Origin of the sequence: Escherichia sp. SCLE84, from assembly GCF_012584495.1 — a bacterium.
Lineage (GTDB): Bacteria > Pseudomonadota > Gammaproteobacteria > Enterobacterales > Enterobacteriaceae > ECMA0423.
The window spans coordinates 916461-928609 of record NZ_CP051430.1 but is presented as its reverse complement, the minus strand read 5'-3'; the positions used below and the strand labels follow the sequence as shown (position 1 = coordinate 928609).

Genomic DNA, 12149 nt, shown 5'->3' with positions numbered 1-12149 from the left:
GTTTTACGCGAATCTGTCTGACGCGGCAAGGTTAATATGTCTCACCCAACGCGATTTTTAAGCGATTTATCCAGCCACACAGCCCGCTCCATACCAGCAGATTAATAATCTGCGTTGATGATTTTTCGTGTTCGAGTAAAGGGCTGAACTGGGCGGCGCTAAAGCGATCGGGTGCTCGGGTCAGCCATTGTATCGCCTGAACGGTAGCGTGCTCAACAGAATGACGGTCAGCCCATTGGTTAATTTCATTTTCGCCCTTGCGCAGAAGGGGGCTGATTTTTTTATATTCATTTGATGAATCCATACAGGCGGCAAAACAAGCAGGACTGCCATTTATCCGCGCGCATAACAACGCCGCAAGCTTATTATCCGGCTGTGTATTAACCCGTGTACTGTTTAACAACCTTTCGAGAAGGGAAAGTGAAATAGGGTGGAGAGAGAGTGTTTCGGCCAGTTGGCAAAGTTCTGCTGTTGAACTTTTTGTGTACTCTTCAGGTAGTTTTTCCACCTCATAGCTGCTTCGCCAGCGTATTGATTCATCAGCAAACAGTGACGCGTCGGCGTAGTTTTGTATTTCCAGACCGGGTAACCAGCGTACCGGGTGCCCGAGATAAGCCTGAAATGTCGCAATGGTCCGCGCCTGAAAGCCAATAAAACCAATGATTTGGTTAATGATCACACAGTCCCCGGCAGTAAGACCGACGTCATTCAGATGCTGGCGCGATCGGTTGTCGATAATAGAAGGCGAGCTAGCCAGTTGGCGGGCATATTGCGTGATTTGTGCCAACCTATGATTGCTTTCCCTGGAGGAATCAGGCCCGGGGAGCGGCGTAAGTCGCGCCGAATAGTAGTTACATAACCGCTGGACGCCGCAAACCTGAGCAACCGTCAGGGCCGTAGACAAGCGTTCATAAGCGGTGAAGGTCTGTGAACGGGTCACGGTAAGCTGGTCAGGGAACAATTCCACTGCAAGAACGCGCGCAGGGACCAGCCATGAAAGGAAGGGAGCCAGCGTTTCTTCATCAAGGATCACGTCGAGCAGAAAGGGATCGCTGACCTTTGCGGCTTCCGGGACCAGAGGCAGAACGTCATACTCCGCAGTACTGGATTGCGTTTCATGATACCAGTGGCTTTTGCCGGTGATGTGGCGTTGTTCCATGGGCGCTCCTTGGTCGTAAAGGAAATCGTTATCCTGACGCAAGGCGGGAAGGGGAGAAAGACGGATCGGCGATAACAAATATCAGAAAGGTATAACAGAGATAACGGGCGGCAGAACGCCGCCCAATATTTACCAACAGAATGATTATTTCAATTCGAGTTCGTTCATTGCAGCGATGCTGAAACCGCCGTCAACGTGGACCACTTCACCGGAGATACCGGCAGAGAGATCGGAGCACAGGAATGCCGCGGAGTTACCCACATCTTCAATAGTAACGGTACGGCGAATCGGGGTAACGGCTTCGCAATGAGCCAGCATTTTGCGGAAGTCTTTGATACCGGAGGCCGCCAGAGTACGGATCGGACCAGCAGAGATGGCGTTAACACGCACACCTTCCGGACCCATCGCGTTCGCCATATAGCGCACGTTCGCTTCCAGAGACGCTTTTGCCAGACCCATAACGTTGTAGTTCGGGATAGCGCGCTCAGCGCCAAGGTAGGAAAGGGTCAGCAGGGCAGAACCCGGATTCAGCATGGAGCGGCAAGCTTTTGCCATTGCAACGAAGCTGTAGGAGCTGATGTCGTGGGCAATTTTGAAGCCTTCACGGGTAACGGCGTTAACATAGTCACCATCCAGCTGATCGCCAGGTGCAAAACCAATAGAGTGTACGAAACCGTCAAATTTCGGCCAAACTTTCCCCAGTTCAGCGAACATGGTGTCGATGCTGGCATCTTCTGCAACATCGCACTGCAGAACGATGTCAGAACCCAATTGAGCGGCAAATTCTTCTACGCGGCCTTTCAGTTTGTCGTTCTGGTAGGTGAATGCCAGTTCAGCTCCTTCGCGGTGCATCGCCTGAGCGATACCGTAGGCGATGGATAGTTTGCTGGCAACACCGGTTACCAGAATGCGCTTACCGGAAAGAAAACCCATAGCTTTAATCCTTATTGTTGATGCTTGTTGTGCCTGAAAATCAGGCGATTCGTCGTTTTAGTAAACAGTACGAACAGATAAACGGTTATTATAATCAACCTGGCTGTGAGTAGCTATAGTTGCCAGGTCCGACCGGAGCAGGCTGCGGCAGGGTGGGCGCTTTTCCCCTTACCCTAACCCTCTCCCCAGAGGGGCGAGGGGACCATATTGTGCAAATATTGTTACCCCAGCAACAAACAGGCTCATACAGCCCCTAACCCTTTTATGGCGATGGCTGGGATGGTTCAGACCTTGCCGAATATTCTCCAGCACTGTCTCCATGTTTTCACCACAACAGCTATTCGGCTCGGTCGGCCCCCTCGCCCTTTCAGGGTGAGGGTGACCGGCGGTTCAGTTCCTGCAGAATAATCTCCAGCACCGCCTCCTCATTACAATCAATCTCGTTATGCCAGAAACGCAGCACGGTCCAGCTCTGCGACTCAAGCCAGCTAGTGCGCCTGGTATCATAGGCAACTGCCAAATCATGCTGCCCACCATCCAGCTCAACGACTACGCGCGCCGAGCAGCAAGCAAAATCGAGAATGTAGCTCCCCACCGGATGTTGACGGCGAAATTTGAAATCACCAAAACGTCGGCTGCGAAGATATCGCCAGAGCTTTCGTTCCTGCAAAGTGAGATTGCGTCTTAAATCACGCGCATTTGATTTTATTTTATCCATCACCTCATTCTGACAAGATTTAATCTCTTGTCAGAATGAGGTGGATAATCTGGAAGGAGGATTCAGAAAATTAGCGATCTTTACGCCACGCATCCGCTGTCAATGCTTCGCCAAAGTGCCCGGCAATCAGCCGTTTGGTGAGTTCATGCAGCGGCGATGCCAGCACATCCGCGGTGCTGCCTCGCTCGACAACCTCGCCCTGATGCATCACCAGCACCTGGTCGCTAATGTGCTTCATCATTCCGATATGCTGGGTAACATAAATATACGAAATGCCCTGTTTTTCCTGTAATTCCAGCATCAGATTAATCAACTGCGAACGCATCGACATATCCAGTGAAGCGAGGGCTTCATCGGCAATAATGACTTTTGGGCGCAATATCAGCGCGCGCGCCAGACCCAGACGCTGTTTTTGTCCGGGTGCCAACATATGCGGATAGTAACTGACGTGATCCGGTAGCAGTCCAACCATACGCATCGTTTCAATAATCTGTTTGCGACGCTGTTCCGGTTCCAGGTCGGTGTTCAGGCGCAGTGGAAAATCCAGAATTTGCGAGATACGTTGACGGGGATTCAACGAGGTCGAAGGATCCTGAAAAATCATGCGAATACGCTGACTGCGGAAGGAATAATCGCCAAAATGCAGTGGATGATCGTCAATCAATAACTCGCCGCTGGTAGGCTCTATCATTCCCGCCAGCATTTTTGCCAGCGTGGATTTACCCGAACCATTCTCGCCAATAATCGCCAGTGTCTGGCCTTCACGTAGCGTAAAGCTCAAGGGTTTTACCGCTTCTACGGTCTGACGACGAAACCAGCCGGTCCGGTAGCGGAACGTTTTACTTAAATTACGCACTTCAAGCAGCGTTTCGATCATCTCACTCTTTCTCCATGTTCAGCGGGAAATGACAGGCATAGAGATGATTTTTCGCCCCCGTCAAACGTGGCGTCACAATGCATTCTCGTTGTGCATACGGGCAACGTGGCCCCAGACGACAACCAATCGGTAACTGTTCCAGCAGTGGGATAGCGCCGGGCAGCGTATTGAGGCGACTTTTATGCGGCATCGCGCTGCCGAAGTCTGGTATCGCGCGGATCAGCGCCTGGGTATAAGGATGATGTGGCATCGTCACCAACTCCTTACTCGGCGCGGTTTCCACTGTTTGACCGCAGTAAAGCACGTTAATTTTATCCGCCCATTGGCTAAGCATTTGTAAGTCATGGCTGATAAGCAAAATAGTGGTATTGCTGTTTTGGTTGAGACGCGTCAGCAGGCGAAAGATTTGCGCCTGGGTTGTTGGCTCCATTGAGTTGGTCGGTTCGTCAGCAATCAGCAGACGCGGTTGATTCGCCAGTGCAATGGCTATCATCACTTTCTGACATTCACCTTCGGTCAACTCATAGGGAAAACTGCGCATCGCATCTTTGTGATCTTTAATCCCCACGCGGTGCAGCAGTTCAATGGCACGGCGTTTGCGCCAGCCAAAACGCTGCCACCAACGGCCTTTATAGGTCCAGGCTGGGATGTTTTGCATCAACTGGCGACCCACACGTTCTGAAGGGTCAAGACACGACTGCGGTTCCTGGAAAATCATCGACACGTTATGGCCAACCAGTTTGCGCCGTTCGCGTGCGGAGAGACGCAGCAAATCGATATCATCAAAACGCATACGGTCAGCAGTAACACGCCAGTTATCTTTATTCACCCCACAAATCGCTTTCGCAATCAAACTCTTGCCGGAACCGGATTCACCAACAAGACCGCGGATTTCACCTTCGGTTAAGGTCATACTTACCCGGTCGACGGCTTTAACCCACTCATCACCGGTTTTAAATTCAATGGTCAGGTTACGAATATCGAGTAATGGCATTATTCCACCCCCGCAATAATCGCACGACGAACGCCATCGCCAAGGAGGTTAACCAACAACACGCTAATCATAATTGCCGCACCTGGCAGCATGACAGTCCACGGGGCGACATAAATCAGTTCCAGCGCATCACCGAGCATCGCTCCCCATTCAGGCGAGGGGAGTTGTGCGCCGAGATCGAGAAAGCCCAGCGCGGCGATATCGAGAATTGCCATCGACAGTGCGCGGGTGATCTCGGTGACCAGCCCGGCGGTGATGTTTGGCATCACAGCAAACCAGAGAATATTCAGCGTTGATGCGCCATCCAGACGGGCGGCGATAACGTACTCTTTTTCCAGTTCGTCATGCACCATGCTGTAAATCGAACGTACCATACGCGGCAGCAATGCCAGCCAGACAGCAAACATAGCGTGGGACAAACTCGGTCCGGCAAACGCTACAACGATAATGGCCAACAGCAGCGAAGGGATCGCCAGTAAGGTATCCAGAATATGGTTAAGCACCGCTGAGCGGAGGCCGTGTGTCGCCCCGGCGAAGGTGCCCAGTACCAGGCCACAGATCGTCGCGGCAAGCGTCACCACAAATGCGCCACCCACGGTTGGCGCAGCTCCGCTCAGTAAACGGCTTAAAACATCGCGTCCGAGGTCGTCAGTCCCCAGGAAGAAAGAAACTTCGCCATAGCGCGACCATGACGGCGGCAATAATTGATAACCGAGAAATTGCTGGTCGATGCCGTAAGGCGCAAACCAGCCGCCAAAAATACACAGTACAGCCAGCCCCGCGCAGCCGTACAGGCCGACCATCGCAGAGGCGTCACTATAAAATTTGCGCCAGGCGGTACGCAGCGTGCCCGGCGGGCGCTTTTCGCTGTATACGCTATCGTAAGGCATACCATTCCTTATGTTTCAGAGGGTTAGCCATGGCACCCAAAATATCAGAAATCACGTTAACAATAATGACCAGTGAGCCACACACCATCACTCCGGCGGAAATGGCTGCGTAATCCTGCTGGCGGATGGCGTTAATTAACCAGCGCCCTAAACCCGGCCAGCTAAAAACCATTTCGGTGATCATCGCCAGCGTCAGCATGGTGGAAAACTGTAAGCCCAGGCGAGGAATAACCGGCGGTAACGCGTTATGCAGAACGTGGCGACGCAAAATAGTAAAGCGCGACAAACCGCGGGTCGCCGCCGCTTTTACATAGTTCTGGTCATACACTTCGATAGTGCTGATACGCATCAGGCGGATCACTTCAGTTGTTGGCGCAACCGACAGGGTGATCACGGGCAATATCATATGGCGGATTGCGCTCATGATCATTTCATCCCGCCATGGTGAGTCCGAAAGCCAGGCATCAATCAACGCAAAACCGGTAATCGGTTTCACTTCGTAGAGCAGATCGAAACGCCCTGAAACGGGCAACCAACCTAGCGTGAGTGAACAAAACAGCGTCAACAGAAGCGCCAGCCAGAACACCGGGATTGAAAAGCCCAGTAAGGCGATGGCGTTGATCAAGTTATCCTGCCACTTATGGCGCGTAATCCCGGCAATCATCCCCACGGGGATGCCAACAATCAGCGCAAAACCGAAGGCGAGGATGCACAGTTCCATCGTCGCCGGGAAGACCTCTTTTAACTGTTCGGCAATCGGTTGACCGTTAATGCTGGAAACACCAAAATCCCAGTGGATCAGGCCGTTAAACCAGAACACCCAGGCATTCCACAGTGACGCGCCTTGTAACGGCGCATGAGGGGTGAAATAGCTCAAGCTGAAGCCAACGAAGGTCAGCAGGAACAAGGTGACAATCAATAACAAAATGCGGCGTAAGGTGAAGATAATCATGGTTTTTTCACCTCATCCTGTTTCTCGCGATACACCCCAGCAAAGGAGGCGTTACCAAACGGGCTAAGTACCAGACCTTTGATATCGTACCGATAGGCCTGCAAACGCAATGACGACGCCAGCGGCAAAATGGGCAATTCCTGCGCCAGAATACTCTGCGCTTCGTCATAGGCTTCAATACGCGCCGCCAGCTGCTGCGAGGAGAGCGCCTTACGCAACACGCTGTCGAATTTCGGATCGCACCAGTGGGCGAGGTTGGTCTGTGAATGAATTGCCGCGCAGCTCAGTAAAGGACGGAAGAAACTGTCCGGGTCGTTACTGTCCGTCGCCCAACCGGATAACGTCAGATCATGGCTCATATCCATCAACCGCGCCTCCTGAAAGCGACCTTCTACCGGCACAATCACCACTTTTACGCCAACCTGCGCCATATCCGCCTGAATCAGTTCGGCAGTTTTCAGTGGACTGGGGTTCCACGCCTGCGAACGTGTGGGCACCCACAGTTTCAGCGTTAAGTTTTCCAGCCCCAACGCCTTCAACTGTTCGCGCGATTTCGCCGGATTGTATTCAGTAATTTTAGCCTCGTTGTCATAGGCCCACGAGGCGCGCGGTAAAATAGAGGCCGCCGTTTCAGCCGTACCATAATAGATGGATTGCATCAGGCGCTGGTTATTAATCGCCAGTGCCAGTGCATGGCGGACAGCGGGATTATTTAGCGGCGGTTTGGCGGTGTTAAATGCCAGATAGGCGACGTTCATCCCAGGACGCAGCGTTAAACGCAAGCGCGGGTCGTCACGCAAAATGGATAGCTGGCTGGCAGCAGGCCAGGCCAGAACGTCGCATTCCCCGGTCAGGAGTTTCGACAGACGTCCGGTGCCGCCGGAGCCTAAATCCACCACTACCTGCGGCATTAACGGTTTACCGCGCCAGAAGTCATCATGACGTTGTAGGCGAATAAATTGCCCGGCGCGGTATTCCGACAACTGATACGGACCGGTGCCGACCGGTTGACGGTCGAGTTGCTCCTGGCGATCTTCTTTCTCTAACTTCCGGGCATATTCTGCCGACATGACCGAAGCATAATGGGTTGCGAGGTGCCACAAAAAAGAAGCATCCGGCTGGGCGAGTCGGAACTCAACGGTATGATTATCCAGTTTGCGGACGCTTTTCACGTTATCGGCAAATTGCAGGCTGTCGAAGTAGGGGAAGTTGCTGCCGTTGACGTTATGCCACGGGTTGTTGCGGTCAAAAATTCGCTGGAAGGTAAACACCACATCGTCGGCATTCATTTTACGAGTGGGAGTAAACCAGTCGGTTTTTTGAAACGGAACATCGCGACGCAGGTGGAAGCGATAGGTCGCGCCGTTGTCGAGTACTTCCCAGCTTTCGGCAAGTTCCGGCATCAGGCGATAGGTATAGGGATCGACATCCAGCAGTCGATCATAAAACTGGGCGGCAAGGGTATCGACAATTAACCCACTGCTCGCTTTGGATGGGTTAAAGGTGTTGACTTGCCCGCTGACGCAATAGACAAAACCGCTGTCGCGGATATCAGCATGCGGGGGGGATTCAGGCGCGGCGATTGCCTGACCACTCACAAGTCCAGCAATCACCAAAAGAGACGATAATACCTGGCGCATAATATTAAGGGATTTTATGTAAAGAGGCTATCTTACTAATATTTAATGACATTTGCCATTACCGTTTGTGTTCAGGGGTCGTAATGAGGGCCGTGTGGTTGGTCGTTGAACAGGTGGCGTCGCCATCTGTTCAACATTCGTACCCGTGATTTCTCTATAACTATAACTCACAGAACAACTTAGCGAGGAGCAGAGCGGTACGATCGTGAGAAACCCATTAAAGCACGCTGCAGTGCGTGTCATTGTTAGCCGGATGCGGCGTGAACGCTTTATCCGAACAACGATACTGACCGATCGTCTGCAATTAAATAATTACTCATTACCCCATTGATTCAAAAACTCTGCGATCTCATCAATGCGTACGGGATTAATCCCCGCTTCAGCAGCCATTTCATGTTGGGCTTCTTCGCTGATCTCTTCATTGTTCATCAAACGGGTGAGCAGTAACTGGAAGTAGTGGGCCAGCGGTGTGCGTTCAGCCTCTGCGACAGGCTCTGCGCATTCGGTCGCGTACTCATCGGCAATATCAAAATATTTTAGCGGGATATCGTGGTTCATTATTTGCCCCTGGGGTTAATGCGCTAAGCATAAGGGCGGATGATAGCACTCGTGATCCGGGTCATACATCTTTTTATAGTTAATGGCGCGGCGCGTTACCCTCAGGCAGGATAATGCGCCGCGCATCCGGCTATTACGTTTCGCTCACCGGCGTTCTGTCACCTTCGTACAGCGGCACTTTGCGATAGCGGCGGATCAGATACCACAAATATGCGCCGCCTAACGAAGCCCATACCAGACCGAGTGTCAGTGACGTTGACTCTAGGTTAACCCACAGCACACCCACCGTCAGCGCGCCAACCAGCGGCATCAGCAAATAGTGGAAGTGATCCTTCCAGCTTTTATTCATTCCTTTACGCCGCCAGAAATGATTAAACACCGACAGATTCACGAAGGTAAACGCCACCAGAGCACCGAAGTTAATCAGTGCTGTCGCGGTGACTAAATCAAAGAACAGCGCCGACAGCGCGACAATCCCGACCATAATGACGTTGAGTGCCGGAGTCCGCCATTTTGGGTGCACATAGCCAAACACGCGCTCCGGAAACACATTGTCACGCCCCATCACATACAGCAGACGCGACACGCTGGCATGTGAAGCCAGGCCAGACGCTAATGTGTTCACAAACGTGGTGCAGAGGAAAATCGACTGAAAGAGCTTGCCGCCGACGTACAGCGCAATTTCAGGCAGTGCGGCGTCCGGGTCTTTAAAGCGGCTGATATCGGGAAAGAACAGCTGCATAAAGAACGACGCCGCGATAAAGATAACGCCGCCGTATACCGCCGTCAGGAAGATGGCTTTCGGGATCACGCGTGCGGCGTCCGGCGTCTCTTCCGAAAGCGTGGTCACCGCATCGAAACCGAGGAACGAGAAACAGACAATCGTCGCACCGGTAATAATCGGGATCAGGTGCGCGTTCTCGCTGATAAACGGCTGAAGTGACCAGACGGTGCCAACGCCTTCTCCTTTATGCAGTCCCTGAACCACCAGGAAGATAAACACCACCATGATGGAGATTTGCACCAGTACAAACAGGGTATTGAAGTTAGCGACCAGGTTGACGCTCTTCAGATTCGCGGCGGTTAAAATGGCGACGAAGGTTACCACCCACACCCACGGCGGCACTTCCGGGAAGAGGGCGGAGAGATAGATTTTCGCCAACAAAACGTTGATCATTGGCAAAAAGAGATAATCCAGCAGTGATGACCAGCCGACCATAAATCCGACGTGCGGATTAATCGACTTTTGCGCGTAGGTATAGGCCGAACCGGCCTCCGGAAACTGGCGAACCAGTTTGCCGTAGCTGATAGCGGTAAACAGCACGCCCGCCAGCGCCAGCAAATAGGACGCCGGAACGTGACCGTCGCTAATGCCGGAGACAATACCAAAAGTATCAAATACGGTCATCGGCGTGAGATAGGCCAGACCCATCATTACCACCTGCCACAATTTCAGTGATTTTCGCAGACGGGTTTTGCCGGGTTGCGCAGCAATATTCAGTGGTGAATTAATAGCCATAATTGCTGCCTCCCCTGCGTAATAAGGTTTGCGGTCGTGTCGACCTGAAATCAAACCTGTTTAGCAAGGGAAGCAAAGGGGGCGGAGTCCAGTCAGTAGCAGGAGGGGCGCATACGCAGCCTCCCTCGCCATGCGGGGATTTAATCATCGGCATCATCTCATTTCCTCGTCACAGTCTTAATCGTTAACGGAAGCCCGTTGCCGCCTGCGCTCCATAACGCGACATCCGGGAAATGTCTGGATTACCAGCAAATGTCAGGCCTGGCTCCGCTCAGGCCGATGAAACAACCCCGCATGGGGAATTACGCGTTTTTCAACATCCACTCAATTTCTGTTTCTGTGATGAGGCGCTCAAACTGCAACAGCTCATCATTTTTACAGGCGTGATACACATGGCAAAACCGTTCGCCTAAATAGCGGCGCAGGTGATCATTCTCGATAAACTCACCTAGGGCATCGCTCTGGCGAATCGGGAAGGGTAAGCCTTCCTGTTCCAGCCCGTTGCCTTCGACTTCTTCCTGCAACGGCAGCTCGTTATCAAGGCCATGCAAAATACCGGCAAAAATCGCTGCCATCACCAGATATGGGTTGGCATCGGCACCCGCCACGCGATATTCCACGCGGTGATTATGACGGTCGCCGCACGGAATACGCAGGGCGACGGTGCGGTTGTTATGGCCCCACGACGCCTGCGTCGGCACATACATTCCCGGCTGGAAGCGGCGATACGAGTTCACGTTTGGTGCCAGCAACGCCATCGACGACGGCATCAGGTCAATCATCCCGGCGAGCATCTTTTTCAGCAGCGGCGAATCTTCGCCTTCTGTGTCAGAAAGCACATTCTCGCCACGATTATTTTGCATACTGATATGGATATGCATCCCGCTGCCCGCGTGCTCTTCATACGGCTTCGCCATAAAAGTGGCGTGCATCTTATGCTTTTCTGCCATCAGACGCACCAGGCGTTTTAGCGCCAGCGCATCATCGCAGGCTTCCAGCACGTTATCGGTATGGTAAAGGTTGATTTCAAACTGACCCGGCGAGGCTTCGGCGACCGCACCGTCGGCGGGAATTAACTGTAACTGCGCCAGTTCATCAATATCATTGAGCACGTCGGCGAAGTGGTTGAGGTTATCAACGGAGTAAACCTGGCTTTGTGTATTGCGGTCATCGGTGCCGGGCGCGCAGGGCGGTTGCAGATACCCTTCAGCGTCGCGCTGACGATCCAGTAAATAGAACTCCAGCTCTACCGCTACAACCGGGAACAATCCGCGCTGGCGTAGCTGCTGCCACAGGCGGTTAAGAACGTTCCGCGGCTCAACGTCAAAGGGAGCGCCATCTTCATCGACCATGGTCAGGAGCATCTGACCGATAAACTCTGGATCGGCGGCAGAAGGGGTTAAGGAACCGAGAACAGGAACACAAGTACGATCCGGCTCGCCCATTTCCTGACCCAGACCCGCTTCTTCTACTACGTTGCCCAGAATATCCATTGCAAACACCGAGGCCGGGAAATAACACCCTTTCTCCAACTTCTTCAGGCTTGAAACAGGGATACGTTTTCCACGGAAGCAACCATTCAAATCAGTAAGTAAAACATCAACATATTGCGTATTCGGGTAGCGCTCCAGGTAGCGTTTCACTTCCTGCGTAAAGGCGCTACCCCGCCTCTCTTCTGACTGCTGAACAAAGTTCTCTACTTCAACGATATTGGTTTCCATGATTCTTCGCCTTTGGTTTGTTTTCCGCTCGTTATCAAAGCGTAAAATATAATGACCACCATTCGAATCTGTATGCAAACTAAATGTTTGTCAAATGTTAAATTGAGTTTGCAAAAATGAAAACCCACTGCTAGATTGAAAAAATATTGAACATAAAGGTCATTTAAACCGCAGTAATGGCGATAATT

General features: G+C 52.3%; 12 protein-coding genes. All 12 read right to left on the bottom strand.

The window, feature by feature from the left end:
* Nucleotides 1–31: 31 nt before the first annotated feature.
* The 12 genes from HGD79_RS04700 to puuA all read right to left on the bottom strand — a co-directional run bounded on the left by HGD79_RS04700 (nt 32) and on the right by puuA (nt 11961).
* Nucleotides 32–1159, bottom strand: coding sequence for a CMD domain-containing protein (locus tag HGD79_RS04700; protein WP_000437858.1), 1128 nt, complete (start codon nt 1157–1159; stop codon nt 32–34).
* A gap of 144 nt (nt 1160–1303) precedes the next feature.
* Nucleotides 1304–2092, bottom strand: coding sequence for an enoyl-ACP reductase FabI (gene fabI, locus HGD79_RS04695; protein ID WP_000506490.1), 789 nt, complete (start codon nt 2090–2092; stop codon nt 1304–1306).
* 367 nt (nt 2093–2459) lie between these two features.
* Complete coding sequence (locus HGD79_RS04690; RefSeq protein WP_000968850.1) at nt 2460–2813, bottom strand: DUF559 domain-containing protein; 354 nt, start codon at nt 2811–2813, stop codon at nt 2460–2462.
* A gap of 67 nt (nt 2814–2880) precedes the next feature.
* Nucleotides 2881–3687 carry a peptide ABC transporter ATP-binding protein SapF gene (gene sapF / locus HGD79_RS04685; RefSeq protein ID WP_000573407.1) on the bottom strand — a complete coding sequence of 269 codons (807 nt, stop codon included), beginning with the start codon at nt 3685–3687 and terminating at the stop codon, nt 2881–2883.
* A 1-nt stretch (nt 3688) separates the two neighbouring features.
* Complete coding sequence (sapD, locus tag HGD79_RS04680; RefSeq protein ID WP_001128858.1) at nt 3689–4681, bottom strand: peptide ABC transporter ATP-binding protein SapD; 993 nt, start codon at nt 4679–4681, stop codon at nt 3689–3691.
* Nucleotides 4681–5571, bottom strand: a complete 891-nt coding sequence (gene sapC / locus HGD79_RS04675) for a peptide ABC transporter permease SapC (protein ID WP_001146163.1) — start codon at nt 5569–5571, stop codon at nt 4681–4683. Before sapC ends, sapD begins: the two co-directional genes overlap by 1 nt.
* On the bottom strand, nt 5558–6523 hold the full coding sequence (sapB, locus tag HGD79_RS04670; RefSeq protein ID WP_000583277.1) for a putrescine export ABC transporter permease SapB: 966 nt from the start codon (nt 6521–6523) through the stop codon (nt 5558–5560). The genes sapC and sapB overlap by 14 nt, the downstream gene beginning before the upstream one ends.
* Nucleotides 6520–8163 (bottom strand): ABC transporter substrate-binding protein SapA, encoded by a 1644-nt coding sequence (gene sapA, locus HGD79_RS04665; RefSeq protein ID WP_001250213.1) that lies wholly within the window; start codon nt 8161–8163, stop codon nt 6520–6522. Before sapA ends, sapB begins: the two co-directional genes overlap by 4 nt.
* 312 nt (nt 8164–8475) lie before the next feature.
* On the bottom strand, nt 8476–8721 hold the full coding sequence (locus HGD79_RS04660; protein ID WP_001015110.1) for a YmjA family protein: 246 nt from the start codon (nt 8719–8721) through the stop codon (nt 8476–8478).
* 133 nt (nt 8722–8854) lie between these two features.
* Nucleotides 8855–10240 (bottom strand): putrescine/proton symporter PuuP, encoded by a 1386-nt coding sequence (gene puuP, locus HGD79_RS04655; protein ID WP_000996858.1) that lies wholly within the window; start codon nt 10238–10240, stop codon nt 8855–8857.
* Complete coding sequence (locus HGD79_RS04650) at nt 10230–10394, bottom strand: protein YmjE (RefSeq protein ID WP_120795382.1); 165 nt, start codon at nt 10392–10394, stop codon at nt 10230–10232. Before HGD79_RS04650 ends, puuP begins: the two co-directional genes overlap by 11 nt.
* A 148-nt stretch (nt 10395–10542) precedes the next feature.
* Nucleotides 10543–11961, bottom strand: coding sequence for a glutamate-putrescine ligase (gene puuA / locus HGD79_RS04645; RefSeq protein WP_001298814.1), 1419 nt, complete (start codon nt 11959–11961; stop codon nt 10543–10545).
* Nucleotides 11962–12149 lie beyond the last annotated feature (188 nt).

Excerpts from the sequence above, each read along its gene's own strand:
- HGD79_RS04700 (WP_000437858.1), bottom strand. The coding sequence starts at position 1,159 with ATGGAACAACGCCACATCACCGGCAAAAGCCACTGGTATCATGAAACG.
- fabI (WP_000506490.1), bottom strand. The coding sequence starts at position 2,092 with ATGGGTTTTCTTTCCGGTAAGCGCATTCTGGTAACCGGTGTTGCCAGC.
- sapF (WP_000573407.1), bottom strand. The coding sequence starts at position 3,687 with ATGATCGAAACGCTGCTTGAAGTGCGTAATTTAAGTAAAACGTTCCGC.
- sapD (WP_001128858.1), bottom strand. The coding sequence starts at position 4,681 with ATGCCATTACTCGATATTCGTAACCTGACCATTGAATTTAAAACCGGT.
- sapC (WP_001146163.1), bottom strand. The coding sequence starts at position 5,571 with ATGCCTTACGATAGCGTATACAGCGAAAAGCGCCCGCCGGGCACGCTG.
- sapB (WP_000583277.1), bottom strand. The coding sequence starts at position 6,523 with ATGATTATCTTCACCTTACGCCGCATTTTGTTATTGATTGTCACCTTG.
- sapA (WP_001250213.1), bottom strand. The coding sequence starts at position 8,163 with ATGCGCCAGGTATTATCGTCTCTTTTGGTGATTGCTGGACTTGTGAGT.
- HGD79_RS04660 (WP_001015110.1), bottom strand. The coding sequence starts at position 8,721 with ATGAACCACGATATCCCGCTAAAATATTTTGATATTGCCGATGAGTAC.
- puuP (WP_000996858.1), bottom strand. The coding sequence starts at position 10,240 with ATGGCTATTAATTCACCACTGAATATTGCTGCGCAACCCGGCAAAACC.
- HGD79_RS04650 (WP_120795382.1), bottom strand. The coding sequence starts at position 10,394 with ATGCCGATGATTAAATCCCCGCATGGCGAGGGAGGCTGCGTATGCGCC.
- puuA (WP_001298814.1), bottom strand. The coding sequence starts at position 11,961 with ATGGAAACCAATATCGTTGAAGTAGAGAACTTTGTTCAGCAGTCAGAA.